The following is a 23283-nucleotide window of genomic DNA, read 5'->3' on the forward strand; positions in this document are numbered from 1 at the left end:
TGATCTGCGAAATCAAGATTCGGAGCATCAGATGACCAAAAGCACCGGTACAGCCCTCGATCATTTCCGCAAGAGTCTTTCCGGCCCGGACCTGACGGCCCGCCTGCGTGCGGGGCTGATCGGCGAAGGAAAAACCATCACCGGTCCTTTCGGAGAGCGGGAGCTGATCTATGCCGACTATGTTGCCTCCGGTCGGGCCTTGCGCCAGGTGGAAGAGTTTGTGCTGGAAGAGGTGTTGCCGGTTTACGCCAACAGCCACACGGAAGCGTCCTATTGCGGTGGGGTCATGACCCGCATGCGGGAAGCTGCAAGGTCGGAGATCGCCCGCATCTGTGGTGCGGACGAGGCATTTGCCACCATTTTCTGCGGCGCCGGCGCAACGGCGGGTCTGAACCGGCTTGTGCATTTGCTCGGCGTTTCGGGTGCTGCGGAACGGGGTGAAAACCCGCTGGTAGTCATCGGGCCCTATGAACACCACTCGGATATCCTGCCCTGGCGCGAAAGCGGGGCGGAGGTCATCGAAATTGTCGAAGCAGCCGATGGCGGGCCGGATCTGGCAGCGCTCGAAGATGTCCTGAAAGCCGCGGGTGAAAACCGGTTGATCGTCGGCGCCTTCTCGCTGATGTCGAATGTCACCGGCATTGTCACCGACGAGGATGCGGTCACCCGTCTGCTCAAGCGCTATGGCGCGCTCAGTGTCTGGGATTGCGCCGGGTCCGGACCTTACCTGCCGATCGACATGAAGGCCGGAACGGATGCGGAAAAGGATGCGATCGTTGTGTCGCCGCACAAGTTCATCGGCGGGCCGGCAGCGTCCGGCGTGATGATCCTGCGCAAGGCCGCCGTGCAGAAAACAACACCGGTTTTCCCGGGTGGTGGCACCGTTCGCTTTGTCTCACCCTGGGCACATGACTACACCGACAATATCGCCGTCCGCGAAGAGGCCGGTACTCCCAATGTCATCGGCGACATCCGGGCCGCGCTTGCGTTTCTGGTCAAGGAAGGTATCGGTCAGCGCCTGATGGATGAGCGCAATGCCGCCTGGCGCGCAAAGGCTCTTGCCGTGTGGCAGGCCAGTTCGGCCATTGAAATACTCGGCAATCCGAATGCCCGGCACGTCCTGCCCGTCTTTTCCTTCAGGGTGCGCGATCTGGAGCGGGGCGGCTACATCCATCAGCAACTGGTCACGCGCATGCTGTCGGATCTTTACGGCGTTCAGGCGCGCGGTGGCTGCGCCTGTGCAGGCCCTTATGCACACCGGCTTCTGGAGATCGACGAGACCCAGTCCGAAATGCTGCGCCAGGGCATTCTCTCTGGTGAAGAGCTGAAAAAACCGGGGTGGACCCGGCTCAATTTTTCCGTGCTGATGTCGACCGAAAAGGTGGACAGGATCATCGCCGCTGTCGAGGATCTGGCAAGCAATCCTTATCCGGTTGCGGATTATTATGATTGCGATGCCACGACCGCTCGTTTCAAGGCCGTCCGGGACGCAGCTTAGGGAAAAGTCAAAATGTGCCGTTGGGCTGCCTGGAGCGGGGCTCCGAAATATCTCGAAGAAATCATCTGCGACCCGGAACATTCGCTGATCGACCAAAGCCGCAATGCGCTTTCCTGCAAGACCTCGGTCAATGCCGACGGGTTCGGCGTTGCCTGGTATGGCGACCGGAAGACACCTTGCGTCTACAAGGACGTCAGACCCGCCTGGTCCGACCCCAATCTTCTGCAGATCGCAACGCATATTCGCTCCGGGCATTTCCTGGCCCATGTCCGGGCCTCCACCGGGACGGCGACCACCCGGGACAATTGCCACCCGTTCACCCATGACAACTGGACCTTCATGCACAATGGCCAGGTCGGCGGCTACGACAAGGTGCGCAGGCGGCTCGATAACATGATCCCGGATGACCTCTACAGGCACCGAATCGGCGCAACCGACAGCGAAAGCCTTTTTCTGGTTGCCCTTGCCTACGGCCTGAAACAACACCCAAGAGCCGCGATGGCGCGGGCGGTTTTCGAGGCAGAAGCCCTGTCACGATATGCAGGCAGCACGCCTCACATGCGGTTTGCCGCCGGCTGGTCGGACGGTGCGACGCTCTATGCGGCTCGCTACGCTTCCGACAGTTTTGCCCCGTCGCTCTATTACCGTGTCTATGAAGACGGAGTGATGGTGGTGTCCGAGCCACTCGATGAAGCGCGCGGCTGCTGGATGGAAGTGCCCCAGGGCCAGATGATCGAGGTTCGGCACGGAAAAGTGACCCAGACAGCTTTTCTCAGCGACGAGGAACTGGTTGAAGCGTGAGCCCTTTTGGAAGGGAACCCAGCCCTTGTCCCAAAACCCTGTCCTGCAAGGGTAACGTGGATTGCTCAGCAGGGCACGAGGCCGAAAAAGACCTGGTTTGTAGACATTAACTCTCGATCCAGTGCCAGGCTGTCTCGATCTCGGTCTGGTCGAAATGCTGTTCCTGGATGCCGACCATTTTGGCAAAGGTCGCGTCCACAGCCACAAGGGCAGCGAGCAGTTTGCTGTCGGTGACAATCGCGACCCTGTTCAAGTACTGCATGTTTGCCAGCACCCATTTGATGTCCGCGGCAGCGGCCTCGAAGGACACACCTGCATGTTCGCCAATCACCACCAGCACGCTGATCTTGCCATGATCCTCAATCAGTTCCTCGGCCTTGGCGATCAGCTCCTTTTCCTGGTCCAGCGTGATCTTCCCGGATATCTCGACGCCCAGAACGGCGTCCCGGCTGCGGGGCAGGATTGTGTACATGGCAGGTCCTCCGTCAGGTCGGTAAGCTATGCAACTTGAAGAAGGATAGGGGCATGCCAGAAGGGCAATCAAGGTCCGAGAGCCCTCTCAGGGTTACTGCTTAGAATGCCTGTCGGCATTACCCCAGCTTTCGGTCCATTGTGCCGAGGCGTTCGGATGTCCTGCCGTCGATGATCTCGCGGATCTGGCGCGTGAGGGGAGACCAATCGGTCCTGTCGCGGCCATAATGCAGGTTGAATTCGTAAAAGATCACGTCACCCTCCGGCATCAGAAGGTGCTGTAACATCGTTTCCAGCTTGTCGAAGGCCTTGGCAAGGCAGGCTTCAGCTGTCTCCGCCGCTGCATACTCATTCCAAAGCGCCAGCAATTCGGACGCGGTGTCCTGCGGGAGAGTTGCACACAGGGAGCGAAAGTCCCGACGTTCCCGTTCCTCACGATCATCTTCAGCCGTTTGCGAAGGGGCGGGGACGTCACCGGAGATAGCCTCGCCAAGGTCATGGACAAGGCACAGTTTCAACAGTCTGGGTATGTCGAGACCTGGCAGGTCCTTCTCAAAAACAAGCACCATCAGTGCGAGGCGCCAACTGTGCTCGGCCGTGCTTTCGGGCCGGCCGCTGCGTGTCGTCCCGGAGCGCAGCGTGTCTTTCAACTGCTCTGCAGCCTGGAGGAAGGCAAGAAGGCCGGTCAGTCTTTCGCAGGAGATAGCTGCGGGTTCATTTTGGTGAAGTGTTTTGTCCATACGCCAAAAATAGCGACCTGGCGGATCGGCAGCGAGCGTGTGAATAAATTATGCACCGCCCTCCCACGCACCTATGACATCGCAGATGTACGATCCGCACGCACCAGTCGTGCAAAGCTGCCGTCGGCGAGGGGAAGACGGGAGATACGGACAGAGCATTCCGGAATGGTCATCTCGGGAAACTCGACCCGCTCGGTTTTGTACAGGATGTCCGGACCGTCCGGCTCGTACCAGCCATTTTCTGCCAGCGATTGCTCGGCCGCCCGGATGCCGTCGGAGGCAAAGCGCCACAAAGGCCGATTCAAGTATTCCGACACCGGAGCGCGCCGTTCCTTCTCGCGGCCAGCTGACATTGCCAGCAGCCTGTGGGTCAGGTCACAGACGAGGTGGACGGAATCGGACGAGCGGCTCACAAGGTCAAGCAACGCCCGGTCCGCCGCAGTTGAGGGGCGTGCGCGCAGCAGCTGGGTGATTTTCAGAAGGTGCCGGCCGTCAGGCTGGGCATGGCCACTTTCCCATCTGGAGATCCGCGCCTGGGAGACGCCGAGCTCATGCGCCAGCACCTCTTGCTTGACGCGGTTCAGCGCCCGCCATCGCCGAAGAGATGGGCCGAGACTGGTCTGGAGAACGGCAGTTACAGTGGGCATACGCCAAGTCTAACGCGAATCGGCGGCGAAATCAGCTCACTCCGAGGCGCATGCCCGATCCGGGTCAGCGATACTTCTCGATAAAGGCATCGATGGACAAACTACGGAAATCCGGAAGCCGTTCCTTCAGCTGGTCGTGGTTCCAGTCCCACCAGGCAACATCCATCAGGCCCTGTTCCTGCTCGGCCGTGAAGCGTCGCTTGATTTCCTTCGCGGCGACACCGCCGACCACCGTATAGGGAGCAACATCCTTGGAAACGACCGCACCGGCCGCAACAATGGCGCCCGTGCCGATCGTGACACCGGCCAGCACCGTCACATTGTGGCCAATCCAGACATCGTGGCCGAGGGTGACCCAGTCGTCCTTGCGCCATTGGAAGAAGTCACCGTCATCCTCACCGAGTCCATAGGCGGCAGCGCGATAGGTAAAATGGTGCTGGGAGGCGCGCCAGGTGGCGTGATTGCCCGGATTGAGCCGCACACGGCGCGCAATCGAACAGAATTTGCCGATGGTCGACCAGACAACATCGCCGTCCTGGACGATGTAGGAATAGTCGCCCATCTGGCTTTCCCGCATATGCGTGTGGGCGCCGACTTCCGTCCAGATCCCAAGCTCGCAATTCATCACACTGGCATCGGGATGAACATTCGGGGCTTCGGTGAGGCTGGGCTTCTGGTGCGGCGCTGACATGGTGTTTCCGATGTTTGATGTGAGAGGCGGGACCGGTTTGTAGACGGTCGGCAGGCAAGATCAATGACAGTTTAATGACGGTCCTGTGACTGTTTTCAGTTTTTTCAACTTGTGAACAGCCGCCATTGGACGGCCCGGACATGTGAATATTTAGATTGGCGGCAAATCATTCTTGAAAAACTTTGATGGCCGAAGAGATGGTCACGATGGTCCGAAAGCCCTGAGCGCGTTGCGGAAATCCAGCCGTGTCACGGTCCGGAATCCGTTTAACGCAGCGGCATGTCATTGATCTGTCATAAATTTTTGACGTTTCAGTCAAGGGACTGTCATCCAAATGTAACGGTTCAATGGCTCTTGTCGCCCAGCAATACGAACAAACACGGACAGGGCTGGCGCGTGATTCAGTTTCAGGAAGTCACCAAGACCTTCGGGTCTCGGACCGCGGTCAACAAAGTAAGTTTTAATATCGACCAGCCACAGATGGTCGGCATTATTGGCCGCTCCGGCGCCGGCAAATCCACCTTGCTGCGCATGATCAACCGGCTGACGCCGGCGACCTCCGGTCAGATCCTGTTTGAGGGCCGCGACATTCTCGGCCTGCGCGGTGGCATGATGCGCCGCTGGCAGCGCGACTGCGCCATGGTGTTCCAGCAATTTAATCTGGTCCCGCGCCTCGATGTCTGCACCAATGTGATGCTCGGACGGCTGAATGGCCACGGCACCTTGAAAAGCCTCTTCAACGTTTTCAGTGCAGATGATGTGAACACGGCGCTTGCCGCGCTTGACCGCCTCGGCATTGCGCAGGAAGCGACCAAGAGGGCAGAAGAACTGTCCGGCGGTCAGCAACAGCGCGTCGCCATTGCACGGGCCCTGATGCAGGACCCGCATATGTTCCTGGCCGATGAGCCGATCGCCTCGCTCGATCCGATGAACGCTAAGATCGTCATGGATGCGCTGCGCGAAATTCATGAGCGCGACAACAAGATCGTGCTTTGCAACCTGCACACACTCGACACCGCCCGCAGCTATTGCGACCGCGTGATCGGCATGCGGGACGGTTTCATCGTTTTTGACGGCAAGCCCGAAGAACTTACCACGAATGTGGCACGTGAGATCTACGGCGCCGATGAAAGCTTCAACGAGGCAGCAACCTCAACTGCCATCGATGCCGGCAAGTCCGGCGCACAAGAATCCGCTGGTGCGATGACCCCGGCGGCAGCAGCGGTCTGATCCGGCTGCATACCTTATGACGTCATCAAGTTTGAGAACTCTCGGGGAGTGTCCCACATGAAAATCGTTGCTAAAGTTGCTGCGCTGGCCGCAGTCAGCATGATCGCTCTGAACGCCTCTGTTGCAGGTGCTTCTGAAATCACCGAATTCCGCATCGGCATCCTGGGCGGCGAAAACGCTTCCGACCGTCTGCGTGCCTATGAGTGCCTCGAGCAGAAAACCGCTGATCTTCTCGGCGTTCCGGTCAAGTTGTTCGCACCGGCCGACTACAACGGCGTGATCGAAGGCCTGCTCGGCGGCAACCTCGACCTGGCCTGGCTCGGCGCTTCCAGCTACGCGAAAGTCTACCTGACCGATCCGGAAGCTGTTGACCCGGTTCTGGTCAAGGTCAACGTTGACGGTGGCTACGGCTATTACTCCATCGGTTTTGCCCGCAACGACAGCGAGATCAACTCCCTGGAAGACATGAAGGGCAAGGTCTTCGGCTTTGGTGACCCGAACTCCACGTCCGGTTACCTGATCCCGTCCATCGCCATCCCGCAGGAAGGCTACTCCATGACCGCCGGCGAATATTTCGGTGACGTGGTCTTCACCGGTGGTCACGAGCAGACCATCGTTGCTGTTTCCAACGGCGACATCGATGCCGGCGTCACCTGGGCCGACGGCCTTGGTGAGTGGGAAGACGGCTACAACTCCGGTGCCCTGCGCAAGGCTTCTGATGCCGGTCTGGTCGACATGACCGAACTGCGCCAGATCTGGCAGTCCCCGGTGATCCCGGAAGGCCCGATCGTTCTGTCCAAGAAGCTGCCGGAAGACGTCAAGATCAAGATGACCGGCCTGATCGCTTCCCTGAACTCCATCGATCCGGATTGCGCCTACAACATCGCAGCCGGTGAGACCAAGGGTTTCATGCCGATCACCCACGAAGCTTACGTGAACATCGTCGAAGCCCGTAAGGCCAAGAACAAGAACTAAGCGGTTCGTCTGAACCCGAACGCGGGCCGGTTTCCGGCCCGCGTTTTCTATGACTTCCTCGAAGGATTCTGAAATGGCCGTTGCCGCACTCGAACAGGAAATCCTGACACTGCGCAAACGACGCCAGCTTTACTCCCTGATCGGGCTGCTGCTGGTCGTCGCCGTACTTATGTCCGGGTACTCTAAATCGAACGAGATGAATTCCGGCGGCTTCTTGCAGGGCCTGACAAAATTCTTTGATTATCCGGGCGAGATCGTTGTTGAAGCCTGGGAAGCCGGACCGGCCTTTTTCGGCCTGATCCTGCATTTTGTTCCCGCAATGCTGGAAACGCTCAACATTGCTGCCGTTGCCACACTGATCGGCGGCGCCATGGCCGTTGTCCTGGCGATGGCCTCAACCCGCAATGTGGACAGCTGGGGCCCGCTCATTCCGGTGGTGCGCCGCATGATGGACATCATGCGCGCCTTTCCCGAACTTATCATCGCGCTATTCCTGATCTTTGTTCTCGGCTCCAGCCCGGTGCCCGCAATGATCGCCGTCGCCTTTCATACGGCCGGCGCATTGGGCAAGCTTTTTTCCGAGGTCAACGAGAACATTGACCGCAAACCGATCGAGGGCCTGTCGGCCTGCGGCGCCAGCTGGCTGCAGCGCATCCGCTACGCGGTGATGCCGCAGGTCGCGCCCAACTATCTGAGCTATTTCCTGCTGCGACTTGAAATCAACGTGCGCGCCTCGGCCATTCTCGGCTTTGTCGGGGCCGGTGGCATCGGGCAGGAGCTGCGCCGTACCATTGGCTGGGGGCAGGGCGCAGGGGATGAGACCGCTGCAATCTTCGTTCTTCTGTTCCTGACCATCATGCTTATTGACCAGGCATCGTCCTACCTGCGCGGCAAACTCGTCGGCGCCGGCCGGGCTCATTGAGGAATTTCGAGATGGCTATCGACACACTCAATGATCCGGTTTTCGACCGCAATTCCGTTTTCAAGAACGTTCGCCGCAGGGCTTGGATCACCGTCGGGGTGCCGATCGCGATCCTGACCTACCTGATCTACACTTGGTTCGCTTTTGGTGTGCCGGACCTTCTGGCCAAGGCTCAGCCCGAGCGGGCGGCCATTCTGGCAACCGACTCTGTCGCCTACAAGGTTCACGTTACCAAGTTGCTGCGCCGCGACATCATGGAAGTCGCGATCGAAGGCGAGCGCCGGGCAACCTATGAGCCTGACCAGCTGCCTGATTGGGTTGAGGTCAACGGCACAGATGCCTTTGTTGACCTGGGCGAGGGCTACACGATCACGATCACCGGCAAGGTGATGGAGTTCGACGTCCCGGACTACGGACTTATCAAGGTCACGGCCACCAACAGCGGCGTCAACACGGAACTGCCGCCCGGTCCGGTGCCCGAATGGATCAAGGATGATCCCAGGAAGTTCAATGCCCGGCCGACGCTTGACCGGCGCGTTCAGGTGACAAAGACCAAGATCGAAGTGCACAATTACTTCGGCGGATGGGAGAATTTCTGGTTCCCGTTCGGCTCTCAATTGCACGGCATGTCCTTCAGCCAGCTGTGGGCGATTGCGCTCTCGAATGAGCGCATTGACCCCAGCCAGTCGAACATGTCCTTCATCCTGCACGAGTTCCTGGACAATCCGGACTGGCAGCACGGTGAAGTGTTTGTCGCCCTGCTTGAAACCATCATGATGGCTGTGCTTGGAACGATTACGGCTGCGATCTTTGGTTTGCCGCTCGCATTCCTGGCAGCACGTAACTTCACGCCCTCCAGGATCCTGCGTTTCGGAACCCGCCGCCTGTTCGACTTCCTGCGCGGCATCGACATGCTGATCTGGTCGCTGATCTTCATCCGGGCCTTCGGTCTCGGTCCGCTGACAGGCGCCCTGGCGATCGCATTCACGGACACCGGTTCGCTCGGCAAACTGTTCTCAGAAGCGCTGGAGAATATCGACAACAAGCAGGTGGAAGGTGTGCGGGCGACGGGCGCCAGCCAGATCCAGCGCTACCGGTTCGGCGTCATCCCGCAGATCCTGCCGGTGTTTGTCTCTCAGGTTCTTTACTACCTGGAATCGAACACACGCTCCGCAACGGTCATCGGTGCGCTGGGCGCCGGCGGCATCGGCCTGATGCTGGTGGAGACCATGAAGACCTCGCGCGACTGGGAAAACACCAGTTACATCATCATTCTGACGATCACCGTCGTCATCGCGATGGACCAGACCTCAGGCTGGCTGCGGCGCAAGCTGATCGAAGGGAAATAGGCCTCTGAACAGCGTCGGATTGAAGAACCCGGGCCGGTAATCGGTCCGGGTTTTTCTTGTTTAGCCTTTGATAACTGCGTCATGCTGCTTCTTGCCGCAATTCCGTCGCGCTAGCGTGGCAGCGTCTGAAGAGTGATTCCTTGCTGGAGGAGGGGGCTTTGCCTCAGCGGATCTTGAAACGTCTTCTGGGAAGCTTGTTGGCAACGGGCTTGGTCGGGCTGGTCTCGACGGGTTCTGCCCAGGCGATTGAAAGCTGTGTTGCTTCGCTCAAGAAGCAGGCGATTGCCGCCGGGGTGCGGCCAGAGGTCGCCGAACGCATGCTCAAGGGGGCCTCCTATGATGAAAAGGTCATCCGGTTCTCCACTTCCCAGCCGGAACACAAGACGGAAATCTGGGATTACATGGCCTTTCTTGTCGATGCGCAGCGCATTCAGGACGGTAAGAAACTGCTGAAAAAGCACAATCGCACCCTGTCGGCGGTTGAACAGCGCTATGGTGTCAACCGGCATGTGGTGCTGGCGGTCTGGGGCATCGAAAGCGATTACGGCAACTTCCGGGGCGATTTCTACACGCCGCATGCGCTTGCCAACCTGGCCTGTGCCGGCAAGAGGCGCCAGAAATACTTCCGCGGAGAGCTGATCAAGACCATGCAGATCGCCTCGCGTGGTGATGTGCCGGAAAAGGACTTTGTCGGCTCCTGGGCAGGGGCTTTCGGACAGACCCAGTTCATGCCGAGCACCTATAACAGTCTGGCGGTCGATTTTGACGGAGACGGGCGCAAGGATCTGGTCAATTCCGTGCCGGATGCCCTGGCCTCGACGGCGAACTTCCTGAAAAACGCCGGCTGGCGTGACAGCCGTCCCTGGGGTGTAGAGGTCAAGGTTCCCGGCGGCTATTCCGGGCCGTCCGGCCGCAAGAAATACGCTTCTCTGTCCACCTGGTCCAAGCGCGGGCTGAAGAAGGTTGACGGAGGAGCCCTCTCCGGCAAGCTCGAGGCGGCGCTGATCCGCCCGGCCGGTGTCAAGGGACCAGCCTTCCTCGTGACCCGGAACTTTCGCGCGCTCAGATCCTACAACGCGTCGACCTCTTATGGCCTTGCGATTGCCCTGTTGTCGGAACTGGTCGCAGGGCGCGAGCCTTTCAAGACACCCTGGCCGACCAACAATCCCGGCCTGTCACGGGCGCAGCGCTGGGAGCTGCAGAAACTCCTGAACAAGAACGGCTTCAACGTCGGCACACCCGACGGCAAGGTCGGACCGGCCACACGCGCCGGCATTCGCAAGGCGGAAGCCAAATACGGCATGCCGGTTACCGGCAGGCCGTCGTGGAACATCTACTATGCGCTCGGTGGCCGATAACGCGCGTCAGGAGGCGTCCTGGGTGATGGACCTGTAGACGCTGGAATGCAGGCAGTATCTGTTTCGGCCCGACTTCTTGGCCTCGTACATCGCCTCGTCCGCGGCCCTCAGGAGCTCGTATTCCAGGAGCGGCCCGATTTCCCAGACGGCCGCGCCTGCACTCGCCCCCACGGATTTCTGCTGAGCGCCCTTGAAGCTCATGGGCTCGTTGACGTCCCGGATGACCTCTTCCAGCAGGCATGTCAGGTCGTCCAGGCCGGTTCGGTCCGCTGACAGGATCAGGAATTCGTCGCCGCCCATGCGGATCAGGGCTTCGCTTTCATCCATCAGTGCCGACAGGCGCAAGGCGACGGTTCTGATCACGAGATCGCCGATCGAGTGCCCGTCCTGGTCGTTGATGCTTTTGAACCGGTCGAGATCGATCAGGATTGCCGAAATCCGGGTTCCGGGCGGAAATGTTTCCTGCACCATCTCGAAATACCGGTCCATCATGCGGCGGTTCCCGATACCCGTCAGCGCATCGTGAAGCGCATTATGTTCGATCTGGGCGTTGAGCGCACGCAAGGTCTCGTTGACTTCACGCAGTTCCTTGTTGAGCGCTTCCGTCTTGGTGCGCAATTCGCGCTCATAGTCGGCCTTGCTATGCGCCAGACGGAATTCCAGCCGGTTCCGGAAATCGTTGCTCGCCCGCTCGGTCTCTTCGGCGACCAGCTTCTTCTGCAGTTCAACATAGGCATTCAGATAGCCGAGCGCGGTTCTGTGCTCTTCAAGGGCCTCGTGCGTATGCGACAGTTTCAGATAGAAGTTTCGCGTCCAGTGATGGTAGTCGGCGCCGGCGGCGTTCAGAAGGCCGTTTTCGAGATCTGCGCGTGCTTCGTCAAAACGCTGTTCCTCGAAATAACTCAGTCCGAGCACGTAATAGAGGTGGCAGGCCACCCGGTGATCCTGGCTGAATTGCGCAGCCACGAGCCCTTTTTGTGCACATTCCCGGGCCTCCTGCAGGTGACCGGCCTCCACAAGCGCGGCGCCAAGCACTTCGTAGGCATAGGGAAGGTTCACGGCATTGCGGCTTGCCAGAGACTGTTGAAGGCAGGTCCGACCGGCCGCCACCGCTTTTTCGATCTTGTCGTTGCGCAGTTCGGCCCGCGACAGGGTCTGCAGAATGTGGCCCCGCTCAAACACCAGCCCAAGCTCATCGGCGATCGCCATGGCATCGTTCAGCTTGTCCTGCGCCTTGTCGTAGTCATTGTAATAGGCGCACATGTTGGCAAGCACGGTCAGAGGTTCGATGCCGGCCCTTGAATGAGCGGCGGGCCCCAGCACATCAAGGCTTTCTCCGAGGATTTCGTCCGCAAGGCTGAGTTCGCCCAGGCTGTAGGCACACACGGATTTGATGACCAGCAGTTCCGACCAGCCTTCCGGGTCCCGGTCGAGGTCCATCTTTTTCAGGGCGTCATCCGCCAGTCTCGATGCAGCATCGAATTGCCCGGACCAGCGTTCAAGCCAGGCCAGATTGAACTGCAACGGGCGATCACCTGGTGATTGGGAATCGGACAGATCAAGAGCGCGATAAAGCAGGCGCTTGCAAAAGGCCGGATGACGCCATCGAAGGGCCCAACTCCGCTCCTGCAATTGCTTCAGTTTCGCCTCCTTCAGATCGTCGGCCTAAAAAATATCATTGGTGATCATAGCGAGTTTTCCAATTCCGCAAGGGAATTTCATTGGGATAAGCCATAGATTTGTTGCGTTGCGAAAAGGTGCAGCGCAATATATTGGCGATTTTCAGGAGGAAATTGCATGTCCGGGCGGATCTTGACTGTTGCACAGCAAAAAGGCGGATCGGGGAAAACCACGCTTGCGGTTCATCTGGCTGTTGCACTCGCGGCACGATCAGGGGAGCCGGTCGCGATACTCGACGTGGATCCGCAAGGCTCGCTCGGCACATGGTACGAAGCCAGGGAAGACAGGCTCGGCGAAGACGAGACCGGCCTTGAGTTTCGGACGGCCTCGGGCTGGGGCGCGCGCCGTGAAGCCCGGTCCCTGGCCAGATCCCACGGATATGTGGTGGTCGACACACCGCCCAAGACCGACGTTGATGCCAAACCGGCCATCGACGCGGCCGACTATGTCGTGGTGCCGGTGCAACCGACGCCGGTCGATCTCTGGGCAACGGCGCAGACATTCGAAATGGCGGCGCGCGAAGACACGCCGGCGCTTCTGATTCTCAACCGCGTGCCACCCAGAGCTTCCCTGACGGGGGAAATGGCAGAGGCGATCGTTGAATCCGGCTATGACGCGCTTGCGGCCCGGCTTGGCAACCGCACCGTTTTTGCAGCTGCCATGGGGCAGGGGGCTGCTGTCACCGAAGCCGCGCCGACCAGCAAGGCGGCTCAGGAAGTTGCGGCGCTGGTCGACGAATTGATCGGACGCATCGATTAAGTCTCTATTCTCTCTACGTCAGGAGAAGTGCGGATCGCGGCAGATTTGCCTTGTCCTTGTCACGTTCCGGTGCCTTGATAGGGGAACGTCTGGGCCCAGGAGGACTGGCCATGTCCATTTTTGCTATTGTTTCAAACAACTTTGATCACAAAAACCGTTTTCGACTCAGGCCTCTTTTGAGAACCGCGAAGGTCTCTGCACTGGCGATAGGTGCAGCCGGGTTGATGACACTGTCGGCAGCCGCACAGGACAAGCGCATCGTCACCATTGATGATGCCGACTATTTCGGAAGCGACTATCGCACCGTCAAGGATGTCGACCTTGAAGGCTGCAAGGCTGTGTGTCTGGGCGATGATCAGTGTCAGGCTTTCACATTCAATACGTCCGCCGGCTGGTGTTTCCTGAAATCCGACTTTGGAGAATTGCAGAGCTTTGTCGGAGCCGTCGCCGGCAGGGTTGTCGAAGTGCAGAAGCCGCGGGCCGATCAGAGTGCGGACCGGAAGGCGGAACTGGTTTTTGTGCCGAAATCGCAACAGGAAAGCGCCGAGACCTATTCCCAGAGCGTCGCCAATTCCATACGTGCGGAAGGTCAGACAGCGTCGCAACTCCGTCAGAGCGGTCTTGTCGCGCTGAGCCAACGTCAGGGCGCACTTGCGGAAGCCGACTTCCTGCAGGTTCTGAAACTGGAGCCGGGTGACTTCAAGGCCTGGACACATCTGGCAACCGCGCTTCTTCTGCAGGATCCGGATGACTGGCAGGAGAAGGAGAGCAAGCGGAAAAATGCCATTTCTGCATCGATCAACGCCTATCTGAGAGCCGTCGGTACGGAAGAGCGCGCGCTGTCGCTGGAACTGCTTGCACGCGCGCTGGTCAATCGAAGCGAATACAGGACCGCGATCAAGGCCTACCGGGCCTCGCTGGCTTTGGAAGAAAACAGCAGCATCCGGTATCGCTACGACGAACTCGTGGCTGAACACGGTTTCCGCATCGTCGATCATGAAGTGGATTCCGACAGCGCATCGCCGCGCGTTTGCCTGGTCTTTTCCCAGAAACTGCCGGTCGGCGAGGACATGACACCCTATGTGACCGTCAGTGGAGAAGGCACCTTTGCCGTCGAGGCGGAGGAAAACCAGATCTGTGCGGATGGTCTGAAGCACGGCGCACGCTACAAGATCACGGCACGCAGCGGCCTGCCGTCTGCCGACGGTGAAACGCTGAACAAGTCCGCCGACGTCTCCTTCTATGTCAAGGACCGGTCACCTTCCGTCAATTTCCTGAGCCGGTCCTATGTGCTGCCCTCTGGCGGCAACCCGACCATCCCGATCGTTTCGGTGAATACGAGCGAAGTGGAGGCGGCAATCTACCGGGTCGGTAACCGGTCAATTGCCGACATTCTGCGTGACAACCGCTTCCTGCGTCAGCTCGACAACTGGCAGGCGGAGCAGATCGAGGACGAACTTGGCGAAAAGGTCTGGTCCGGCATCGTGGAGACCGGCAACGAGCTGAACCGCGACATGACAACGGCGATCCCCGTGTCTGAGACCGGTGTCGACCTGAAACCCGGTGTCTATGCCCTGACGGCGCGATCCAGGCTGGACCAGGAGAACCGTTACGGAGCCCTGGCAACACAATGGTTCCTGGTGTCCGATCTGGGACTGACCGCATTGGAGGGCGATACCGGCATTGCCGCGAATATTCGATCGCTCTCGAGCGCGGCAGCGCTGGAAGGCGTGAATGTTCGCCTGCTGGCTATTAACAACGAGATCCTCGGTGAAACGGTAACCAACGCAGACGGGTTTGCCGAATTTGCTGCTGGTCTGACGCGCGGAAGAGGTGGCCGGGCCCCTGGCGTCCTGGTCGCTGAAACCGCGGAAGGCGACTATTCCTTCCTCGACTTGCGCAAACCTGCCTTTGATCTCTCAGATCGTGGGGTCGAGGGACGCCCGGCGCCCGGCCCGCTCGACGTCTTCGCCTGGACTGATCGTGGCATCTACAAGGCCGGGGAAACGGTGCATGCGCAGGCGCTTCTGCGCAATGCGGCCGCAGTGGCCCAGGAAGATTTCCCGCTGACCTTCATCTTCACAAGGCCCGACGGCGTTGAACACGCCCGCTTCACGGTGGCTGATGGCGGTCTGGGCGGCCACTTGCAGGACCTGACACTGGCTAGCTCCGCGCAGCAGGGCATCTGGTCCTGGCGGGTCTTTGCCGACCCAAAAAGCCGGGCCTTGTCGGAAGAAACCTTCCTGGTCGAGGACTATCAGCCCGAGCGGGTCGACTTCGACCTTGAAACGGCGGCCCGCACCTTCAACCGGACGGCACCGACCGAAGTGTCGTTGGAAGCCCGGTTCCTCTATGGTTCGCCTGCCAGCGGTCAGACGCTGGAAGGCGACGTGATCGTGCGTCCCGTACGCTCCTTGAAAGCCTATCCGGGCTACAGGTTCGGGGTGCCGGATGCTGACGCCTATTCTCAGCGTGGCTCCATCACGTCCGGTCTGAAGACGGACGAGGATGGCAAGCTGACCTTCGAAGTCTTTATGCCGGACCTGCCGGAAACGTCCATGGTCTATGACGCGTCCGTCATTTCCCGCCTTGTGGAAGCAGGCGGCCGGTATGTTGAGCGCGATCTTGATCTTCCCGTTGCCCTGGATGGGTCGCGCATTGGCATCAAGCCGGCCTTTGAAGACGGCGTCGATGAGGGTGGCCCGGCTGATTTTTCTGTCATTGTCGTCGGACCGGACGGCAAGGAAGCCGACGCTAAGGGTCTGGTCTGGACCCTGTCGAAGGTCGACCGCCGGTACCAGTGGTACCGCTATGACGGCCGCTGGTCCTATGAACCGATCACGACAACCCGCCGTCTCGACACCGGTGAATTCGACGTCAAGGCCGGCCAGCCTGCGCAATTGTCCCTGCCGGTGGACTGGGGTGAATACCGGCTGGATGTGGCTGGAAATGGCGCCGTTCTGACGACGACTCGGGTCACCTTCAATGCCGGCTGGTACACGGCGGACGCGTCGTCGGAAACCCCGGACTACCTGGATGTCGGTCTCGACAAGACCAGCTACCGGCCGGGCGACATTGCCAAACTGCGCCTGAAGCCGCAAATGGCTGGCATTGCCGTCGTCAATGTCGTGTCCGGTGGCCTTCTGGCCAGCCAGACTGTGGAAGTCAGCGGTGAAGAGACCGAGGTCGAGATCCCGGTCAGCGACGACTGGGGAGCCGGGGCCTATATCACCGCGAGCCTCTACCGGCCGATGGATCTGGACGAGAAACGCATGCCGTCGCGGTCCATGGGGCTGTCCTGGCTGCAGGTGGATCCCGGTGAACGCGCATTGAGCGTGGAGCTTTCCCCGCCGGACAGGATCCTGCCGGAAACAACGCTGGATGTTCCCGTCAAGCTGGCGAATCTCGAGGCGGGCACCAAGGCCTATCTCACCGTGGCTGCCGTCGACGTCGGTATCCTGAACCTGACCGGGTTCAAGACGCCGGACCCGGAGGGCTGGTATTTCGGCCAGCGCCGGTTGGGTACGGATGTTCGGGATCTTTACGGCCAGTTGATCGACCGGACAGCCGGCGCGCTTGGCAGGGTCCGTTCTGGCGGCGATGCGGCCGGGATGCGACTTGAAGCGCCGCCACCGGATGAAGAGCCCGTTGCTCTGTTCTCCGGACTTGTCGAAGTCGGCCCCAACGGAGAAGCAACGGTCTCGTTCGACGTTCCCGCCTTCAACGGAGCCCTGAAACTGATGGCGGTCGCCTGGACGAGGGACGGGGTCGGCCACGCGGACAAGGAAGTCGAAGTGCGCTCGCCCGTTGTGATGACGGCCAGTGCGCCTGCATTCCTTGCGCCCGGGGACAGTTCACGATTGGCACTGGAGATAGACAATGTCGACGGTGCTGCCGGAGCCTATGAGTTGGAGTTGACCGTCTCGGACGGCGTGACCCTGGAGGAAGGCTCCGCCAGCCTGTCCCGCTCAATCGAGTTGGGGGCTGGAAAGAAGGAACTCGTTCTCACGCGGATTGGTGCCGGAAATGTCCTCACCACCGCCGAAATCGTGGCGTCCCTGACAGGGCCGGACGGAAAGATCTACGTCAAGCGCTTCGGACTGGACATCATGGACACCCAGCCGGAAGTCGTGCGCCGGTCGGTGTTTGCCCTGGCGGCCGGCGACAGTCTCAGCCTGACCGCCGACAGTTTTGACGGACTGCGGGCGGACACGGTTGACATCACGCTCACGGCTGGTGGTGCGGCCAGCATCGATGTGGCCGGATTGTTGGCAGCGCTTGACCGCTACCCCTATGGCTGTACCGAACAGACCACCAGCCGCGCGCTGCCCTTGCTCTACTTGAGCGAAGTTGCCGAGGCTGCAGGTCTCGGCGGTGATAGCGCCATTCGCGAACGGGTCGTCAAGGCGATCGGGCGCGTGTTGTCGAACCAGTCGTCTTCCGGTGATTTTGGTCTTTGGTCGAGTTACGGCGACGGCGACACCTGGCTCGACGCCTACGTGACGGACTTCCTGACACGTGCCCGTGAAAAGGGCTACAAGGTTCCGGATATCGCTTTCACGTCTGCCCTGGACAATCTGGAAGGCCGGGTGGCCTATGCGTCCGACTTCCAGGACGGCGGTGAGGGCGTGGCCTATGCGCTTTATGTTCTGGCCCGCAATGGTCGTGCCTCCATGGGCGACCTCAGATACTATCTCGACGCCAAGCTGCAGAATTTTGCCACTCCGATGGCAAAGGCGCAGGTTGCGGCCGCACTCGGTCTTTATGGAGAAACGACCCGGGCAGAGACCGGTTTCAAGGCGGCAATCGCAGCGCTCCCGCGCAAAACGGTGTGGGGCTATCGCAGCGACTACGGGTCCAGGCTGCGCGACACTGCGGCTGTGACGGACTATGTCGCTTCGGCTTCTCTGGCAGGTGACCTCAAGGACGAGGCTATCGACCTTCTCAAGGTGGCGCAGGCAAACGCCTCCGGCCGCTCGACCCAGGACATGGCCTGGCTGCTTCTGGCGGCCAACGCGCTCAACGAATCTGCGGCTGAAGCCAAGCTGTCAGTACGTGGTGAAGAAACACCAGGCCGTCTGGCGTGGTCAATGGAGGGCAGCGAAGTCAGCCAGTTCCCGGCCGACATCACCAACAATGGCAAGGTGTCGACCGAACTGCTGGTGTCGGTAGCCGGCCAGCCTCTCGTGCCGGAACCGGCAGGCGGCAAGGACTATGCAGTTGAGCGGAGCGTTTACGACCTGGACGGCAATCCGGTCGATCCGACGGCTGTTCCCGTCAACACACGGCTCGCGGTCGTTGTCACGGTGCGGGCTCTGAGCGATCAGCCGGGCCGCCTGATGGTGGTCGACCGGCTGCCTGCCGGACTTGTCATCGACAATCCCCGGCTGGTTCGGTCCGGAGATCTGGGAGGGCTGTCCTTCCTGAATACCGTGGATCAACCCGAGCATTCGGCCTTTTACAGGGACCGGTTCGAAGTTGCGGTCGATCAGACGCGGTGGAGCGGCAAGGAACTGTCCTTTGCGTATCTCGCCCGGGCGGCCACACCAGGGGAATATGCGCATCCACCGGCCTCTGTTGAAGACATGTATCGCCCGGACCGTCGAGCAATCACCGCGACAGGACGCTTTACCGTCCTTGGCCCGACGCGGTAAGGGCGCAGGTTGGTCTTGTGACGGTCGCCCGACAAACAGTCTGGCAGAGATTGAGACGGTGGTCGGCCGCGGCCATGTTGGCCGCGGCAGCCTTGAGCGCTTGCGGGCTGCTCAAGGTCAGTCACGACTATCACTCGCTTCCGGCCCTGCCGCGTGTCTCGGACCTGTCTCTCTCTTCGGTGGTGCTTGACCGGGAGGACCGTCTGTTGCGGGCCTTTACCAGTCATGACGACAAGTGGCGCCTGCCGGCGGAACTGGAGGCCGTTGATCCGCTCTATTTCCGGATGCTGCTCGCCTTTGAGGACAAGCGGTTCTACCAGCATGGCGGTATCGACATTCGCGCCATGGTCCGGTCGGTGTATTACAGCCTGCGCCATGGCCGGATCATTTCCGGCGGCTCCACCTTGACCATGCAGGTGGCCCGGCTTCTGGATGAGCGGCCGACAAAGTCGGTTACACGCAAATACGAGCAATTGCTCAGAGCCGTTCAGCTGGAACAGACCTATTCCAAGAAGGACATTCTGCGCTTCTATATGCTGCGCGCGCCTTTTGGTGGCAATCTGGAAGGTGTCCGGGCGGCAAGTCTCACATGGTTCGGCAAGGAGCCGTCCCGGCTCACGCCCGCTGAAGCAGCGCTCCTGGTGGCACTGCCGCAAAGTCCTGAAGCGCGGCGTCCGGACCGGTCTCCGGATCGAGCCAGGACGGCGCGCAACCGCGTGCTGCAGGTTGCCGCAAGGGAGGGCGTGCTCAGCCCGGAGGCTGCTTCATCGGCTTCAGCTGAACCGTTGCGGGCCAAGCGTTTTGCCATGCCGTTGCTTGCGGCCCACGAAAGCCGGCATGCGCGCCTGGAAGCGCCAACCAGACCTGTCCATCGTCTGACGCTGGATCGGGACCTGCAATCCTCGCTTGAGGCCCTGGCGAAGAGGAAGGCGAGCGTGATGCCACGGCCCGTATCGCTAGCCATCCTTGTCGCCGACCATCAGGCCGGTGAAATTCTGGCCAGCATTGGTGCGCCGGACCTGCTTGATACGGCGCGAGAAGGGCATGTCGACATGACACGCGCGGTGCGTTCGCCCGGGTCGACACTGAAACCCTTTATCTATGGGCTGGCTTTCGAGGAGGGGGTCGGACTGCCGGAAAGCTTCATCGTCGACAGAGCTACGGACATCGCCGGTTATCAGCCAACAAATTTCGATCAGGCCTACCAGGGGACAGTCACCTTGCGCGAGGCCTTGCAACTTTCCCTGAACACGCCGGCGGTGAAACTGCTGGAAGCGGTCGGGCCGTCCAGGCTGATCGCACGGCTGAAGCGGGCAGGGGCAGAGCCGGTCCTGGAAAAGGGAATCGCTCCCGGTCTTGCCATCAGTCTCGGCGGGCTGGGGCTTTCGTTGAGAGACCTGACACAGTCCTATGCCGCTCTGGCAAGAGGGGGCGAGCCGGTCTCTCTGCGAATCTGCCGAAGGGATTGTGCAGTAGCCCTGGCCGATCCATCGCAAAACAGGATGTTAAGCGAAAAGGCGGCCTGGCTTGTTGGCGACATTCTCTCAGGACTGCCGCAGGCGCATAGCGCCGAAACCCGCCAGATCGCCTACAAGACCGGCACCGCATACGGCTATCGGGACGCCTGGGCAGTCGGATTTGACGGCAAACACGTCGTTGCCATCTGGTCGGGCAGGGCAGATGGCACGCCGGTGCCGGGAAAGACCGGGGCAACGGTGGCTGTTCCGATTCTCTTCGAAGTGTTCCAGGCGCTTGGTCCCGCGCGCGTTCCACTGCCCAAGGGTCCGGAAGAAGCGCTTGACGTGCTCAATCAGGAAATCCCTGCCCCCCTGCGCTATGCCAGGTTGCCGCGGCGCCAGGGCAATGTAGCCTCTGCGGAGGGCCTGACGATAGCTTATCCTCCAAATGGTGCAGAGCTCGACCTGGGGATCGTTCCAGGCCGGCAAGGGCAGGGGCAACCGCTTGTTGTGAAGTTCAAGGGCGGAACAGGACCCTTTTCCTTTCTTGTCAACGGCAGCCCGCTCAAGGGGCAGCATCAGGACCGCCAGCTCATCTGGCATCCGGAAACCTCCGGCTTCACTGATGTCACGATATTGGATTCACGCGGGCGGAGTGCCGGCATTACGGTTTTCCTTCAGTGACGTTTGCATTCAGTGCTTTCGTCCGATCTTTTCTTCTCGAACATTTCAGCGTTGGGTCGGATTGGACGCCTTTGCGAGGCGTGTGACACACCTGAAATGGCAGTCAGGAAACCTCGATCAATTCCAGACCAACGGTCACCGCCCGTGTTGAATGGGCGCGCATCGCTTCCGATTCAGTTTGAAGAGCTGATTTCCAAGCGCTGATCACGTGCGTGGACAATCAGCCCGGCGAAGTGGTGGCAGTCGTCGAATCTGCATTTCCATGTGTCAAAGGCGGCTGAATTGCTCGATTCGACTCGCCGAGGCAACCGGGACGCACCCTCGCAAGCGGTTCGAGGTATGTAGTGAAATTCCCGAGAGTAAGTAAAAAATGACCCTGAGTAAATTAACTAGATATGTGCGTATTAAGTGCTCATAAATAAATAATCTACAAATTTTAATTTGAAATACGTCGCGATTAACATTCTAATTTACGCATAGGAATTTCTTCCCTTTTAATAAATGGGAATGCTTGCAAGATTTTGTTGTTTTTCTCAGAAGCGGGCTAAGTGTTGATGCGGAGGAAATTGGCGAAATTCAGCCGATGGTCGGAGGTTTGATTCCGTAGGGTAAGGAAAAAATGAAGTGGGAACAGTATGTTGCAGAAAAAGCACACCGTATTGTGTGCGTGTTTGGGGGTGTCACTTTGGGCTTGCTGCACGGCGCCGAGTTTGGTTCTTAGGCTCTGCGACGGCGAGTAATCGCCAGTAAAGACGGTTCTTCGGAATTGTTTTTCGACGAAATCGCGGGGATGGAATCGCGTTGAAGAACGTTTTGGCGCTGGTTCCAATGAAAATTGACTTTTGGAGGTCAGATATGAAACTCAAGAGCTTGATGCTCGGCGCGGCAGCAGTTGCTACCGCCACCACCGCCCAGGCAGCCGATCTTCCGGTTGCTCCGGAGCCGGTTGACTACGTTCGCGTCTGTGACGCTTACGGCGCACGCTTCTACTACATCCCGGGCACCGAAACCTGCCTCCGCGTTGGCGGCCGCGTTCGTACCCAGATTATCGCCAACAACGTTCTGGAAGACGGCAACTGGTCTTCCCGTGACAGCGACGGTTACTCCTGGCTGGCTCGTGGTTACGTCTACCTCGACGCTCGCACGGCTACCGAATTCGGCACCCTGCGCTCCTACGTGTCCATCTATGCTTCCAACAGCAACGGCACCAACAGCGTCAACCTCGACAACGCCTACATCCAGTGGGGCGGTCTGACGGCTGGTCGTCTGGGTTCTAACTTCGACATCTTCACCGGTCAGACTTTCATGGGTGTTGTCACCCGTGACTGGTCCGATAGCACTCTGAACCAGCTGGCTTACACCGCTGCTTTCGGCAACGGCCTGTCCGCAACCATCGCTCTCGAAGACCGCTCTGGTCGTGAGTCCGGTTCCTACGGCGGCACGCGTGCTCCGGACCTGGTCGCCGCTCTCGGCATCTCCCAGGGTTGGGGTTCTGCACAGCTGTCCGGTGCTCTGCACCAGGTTTACCCGAACGTTGCCAACAACCGTGCAACCGGTGGTGAAGACAAGCTCGGCTGGGCAATCGGCGCTGGTGCCAGCATCAACCTGCCGTTCGCTAACTCCGGTTCGAACATCTTCTTCCAGGGTTTCTATGCTGACGGCGCTCTGTCCTACACCGGTAACGCTGCTGGCGTGAACGACTACGACGGAACTGGCGGAACCAACTCCGGTTACTCCCTGTCCGCTGGTGCCTACATCCAGGCAACCTCCACCATCGGTCTGGCGCTCGACGGCTCTTATGCCGACTACGACGTCACCAACGGTTCGGACGTTTCCCGCTGGGCCATCGACGGTTCCGTACAGTGGGAGCCGGTCTCCGGCTTCGCAATGGGTGCAGACGTTGGTTACTCCAACACCGACACCGGCGGCACCGACACCGACGAACTGCTCTTCGGTGTTCGTATGCAGCGCACTTTCTAATCATCTGATTAGAAACTGACTGTGATGTTCTGAACTCCAGTCAGTCATTCGGCCCGGCAGGCTCCAATCTGCCGGGCCGTCCCCTTTTAGGGGGATGATTCCCTGCCTTCGAGGGATCGGGGACTGGGAAAAACAGTTCTGATGGGCCCTGGAATGGGCGTGGCGCTGCAAGTTTCCTAACGAAGTCTAAATTTCCAATCCGTTTTTGTGACATTCGCGCAACACCGGTTTTTGAAAACAGCCCCAGCGGAAGGTGGAGGCTGTATTCTGTATTGAACCGGGCAACCGGATGCGTATGGTCACTCTTGCGAGCGGCTTCGCGCCGCACTGATTTGTCTGCCTCGGACGTCCAACCTCCGGTCGGTGGCAAACTCAGAAACAATTCGC

16 protein-coding genes are annotated in these 23283 nt (G+C 59.7%); 11 read left to right on the plus strand and 5 right to left on the minus strand.

The genetic code is table 11. The annotated features are described in order from the left end of the window. Positions 1-31 precede the first annotated feature (31 nt). Together CHH27_RS01930 and CHH27_RS01935 are read left to right on the plus strand one after the other, a co-directional pair. Positions 32-1498: an aminotransferase class V-fold PLP-dependent enzyme gene (locus CHH27_RS01930; RefSeq protein WP_094070077.1), complete on the plus strand. Its 1467-nt coding sequence runs from the start codon at positions 32-34 to the stop codon at positions 1496-1498. 12 nt (positions 1499-1510) lie between these two features. Next, complete coding sequence (locus CHH27_RS01935) at positions 1511-2299, plus strand: class II glutamine amidotransferase (protein ID WP_094070078.1); 789 nt, start codon at positions 1511-1513, stop codon at positions 2297-2299. 106 nt (positions 2300-2405) lie between these two features. On the opposite strand, the gene CHH27_RS01940 is transcribed toward CHH27_RS01935, so the two are convergent. The 4 genes from CHH27_RS01940 to CHH27_RS01955 form a co-directional block, all read right to left on the minus strand. Next, positions 2406-2771, minus strand: coding sequence for an STAS/SEC14 domain-containing protein (locus tag CHH27_RS01940; protein WP_094070079.1), 366 nt, complete (start codon positions 2769-2771; stop codon positions 2406-2408). Positions 2772-2889: 118 nt separating this feature from the next. Continuing rightward, positions 2890-3510, minus strand: a complete 621-nt coding sequence (locus tag CHH27_RS01945) for an HD family hydrolase (RefSeq protein ID WP_094070080.1) — start codon at positions 3508-3510, stop codon at positions 2890-2892. Between the two features lie 71 nt (positions 3511-3581). Continuing rightward, complete coding sequence (locus tag CHH27_RS01950) at positions 3582-4157, minus strand: helix-turn-helix domain-containing protein (protein ID WP_094070081.1); 576 nt, start codon at positions 4155-4157, stop codon at positions 3582-3584. A 64-nt stretch (positions 4158-4221) separates the two neighbouring features. After that, a complete protein-coding gene (locus CHH27_RS01955; RefSeq protein WP_094070082.1) occupies positions 4222-4848 on the minus strand; it encodes a DapH/DapD/GlmU-related protein in 627 nt (208 codons plus the stop codon). Between the two features lie 396 nt (positions 4849-5244). On the opposite strand from CHH27_RS01955, the gene phnC reads away from it, so the two are divergent. The 5 genes from phnC (at position 5245) to CHH27_RS01980 (ending at position 10682) form a co-directional block, all read left to right on the plus strand. Beyond that, positions 5245-6078, plus strand: coding sequence for a phosphonate ABC transporter ATP-binding protein (gene phnC, locus CHH27_RS01960; RefSeq protein ID WP_094074460.1), 834 nt, complete (start codon positions 5245-5247; stop codon positions 6076-6078). 57 nt (positions 6079-6135) lie between these two features. After that, a complete protein-coding gene (gene phnD / locus CHH27_RS01965) occupies positions 6136-7053 on the plus strand; it encodes a phosphonate ABC transporter substrate-binding protein (protein ID WP_094070083.1) in 918 nt (305 codons plus the stop codon). A 73-nt stretch (positions 7054-7126) separates the two neighbouring features. Further along, positions 7127-7975 (plus strand): phosphonate ABC transporter, permease protein PhnE, encoded by an 849-nt coding sequence (phnE, locus tag CHH27_RS01970; RefSeq protein ID WP_094070084.1) that lies wholly within the window; start codon positions 7127-7129, stop codon positions 7973-7975. Positions 7976-7986: 11 nt separating this feature from the next. Continuing rightward, positions 7987-9324 (plus strand): phosphonate ABC transporter, permease protein PhnE, encoded by a 1338-nt coding sequence (gene phnE / locus CHH27_RS01975; RefSeq protein ID WP_094070085.1) that lies wholly within the window; start codon positions 7987-7989, stop codon positions 9322-9324. Between the two features lie 197 nt (positions 9325-9521). Beyond that, positions 9522-10682, plus strand: a complete 1161-nt coding sequence (locus tag CHH27_RS01980; RefSeq protein ID WP_247646179.1) for a lytic murein transglycosylase — start codon at positions 9522-9524, stop codon at positions 10680-10682. Positions 10683-10688: 6 nt separating this feature from the next. Here CHH27_RS01980 and CHH27_RS01985 read toward each other — a convergent pair whose 3' ends face one another. After that, complete coding sequence (locus CHH27_RS01985; RefSeq protein WP_094070087.1) at positions 10689-12206, minus strand: diguanylate cyclase; 1518 nt, start codon at positions 12204-12206, stop codon at positions 10689-10691. Positions 12207-12479: 273 nt separating this feature from the next. Here CHH27_RS01985 and parA point away from each other — a divergent pair, with 273 nt between their 5' ends. The 4 genes from parA (at position 12480) to CHH27_RS02010 (ending at position 22896) form a co-directional block, all read left to right on the plus strand. Then, the gene (gene parA / locus CHH27_RS01995) at positions 12480-13121 is read left to right on the plus strand and encodes a ParA family partition ATPase (RefSeq protein WP_094070089.1); all 642 of its coding nucleotides are present in this window, start codon (positions 12480-12482) and stop codon (positions 13119-13121) included. A gap of 224 nt (positions 13122-13345) precedes the next feature. After that, positions 13346-18775, plus strand: coding sequence for an alpha-2-macroglobulin family protein (locus tag CHH27_RS02000; protein ID WP_208988439.1), 5430 nt, complete (start codon positions 13346-13348; stop codon positions 18773-18775). 74 nt (positions 18776-18849) lie between these two features. Next, entirely contained in the window at positions 18850-20916 is a 2067-nt protein-coding gene (pbpC, locus tag CHH27_RS02005; RefSeq protein ID WP_094070091.1) for a penicillin-binding protein 1C, read from the plus strand. An 855-nt stretch (positions 20917-21771) separates the two neighbouring features. Further along, positions 21772-22896, plus strand: coding sequence for a porin (locus tag CHH27_RS02010; RefSeq protein WP_094070092.1), 1125 nt, complete (start codon positions 21772-21774; stop codon positions 22894-22896). Positions 22897-23283: the final 387 nt, after the last annotated feature.

The organism is Labrenzia sp. VG12, from assembly GCF_002237595.1.
Classification (GTDB): domain Bacteria; phylum Pseudomonadota; class Alphaproteobacteria; order Rhizobiales; family Stappiaceae; genus Roseibium.

What these genes read in the sequence shown, in the direction of transcription:
- CHH27_RS02000 (WP_208988439.1), top strand. Translation starts at nt 13,346, where the DNA reads ATGACACTGTCGGCAGCCGCACAGGACAAGCGCATCGTCACCATTGAT.
- phnE (WP_094070084.1), top strand. Translation starts at nt 7,127, where the DNA reads ATGGCCGTTGCCGCACTCGAACAGGAAATCCTGACACTGCGCAAACGA.
- CHH27_RS01955 (WP_094070082.1), bottom strand. Translation starts at nt 4,848, where the DNA reads ATGTCAGCGCCGCACCAGAAGCCCAGCCTCACCGAAGCCCCGAATGTT.
- pbpC (WP_094070091.1), top strand. Translation starts at nt 18,850, where the DNA reads ATGTTGGCCGCGGCAGCCTTGAGCGCTTGCGGGCTGCTCAAGGTCAGT.
- CHH27_RS01930 (WP_094070077.1), top strand. Translation starts at nt 32, where the DNA reads ATGACCAAAAGCACCGGTACAGCCCTCGATCATTTCCGCAAGAGTCTT.
- CHH27_RS01940 (WP_094070079.1), bottom strand. Translation starts at nt 2,771, where the DNA reads ATGTACACAATCCTGCCCCGCAGCCGGGACGCCGTTCTGGGCGTCGAG.
- CHH27_RS01950 (WP_094070081.1), bottom strand. Translation starts at nt 4,157, where the DNA reads ATGCCCACTGTAACTGCCGTTCTCCAGACCAGTCTCGGCCCATCTCTT.
- parA (WP_094070089.1), top strand. Translation starts at nt 12,480, where the DNA reads ATGTCCGGGCGGATCTTGACTGTTGCACAGCAAAAAGGCGGATCGGGG.
- CHH27_RS02010 (WP_094070092.1), top strand. Translation starts at nt 21,772, where the DNA reads ATGAAACTCAAGAGCTTGATGCTCGGCGCGGCAGCAGTTGCTACCGCC.
- CHH27_RS01935 (WP_094070078.1), top strand. Translation starts at nt 1,511, where the DNA reads ATGTGCCGTTGGGCTGCCTGGAGCGGGGCTCCGAAATATCTCGAAGAA.
- phnE (WP_094070085.1), top strand. Translation starts at nt 7,987, where the DNA reads ATGGCTATCGACACACTCAATGATCCGGTTTTCGACCGCAATTCCGTT.
- phnD (WP_094070083.1), top strand. Translation starts at nt 6,136, where the DNA reads ATGAAAATCGTTGCTAAAGTTGCTGCGCTGGCCGCAGTCAGCATGATC.
- CHH27_RS01945 (WP_094070080.1), bottom strand. Translation starts at nt 3,510, where the DNA reads ATGGACAAAACACTTCACCAAAATGAACCCGCAGCTATCTCCTGCGAA.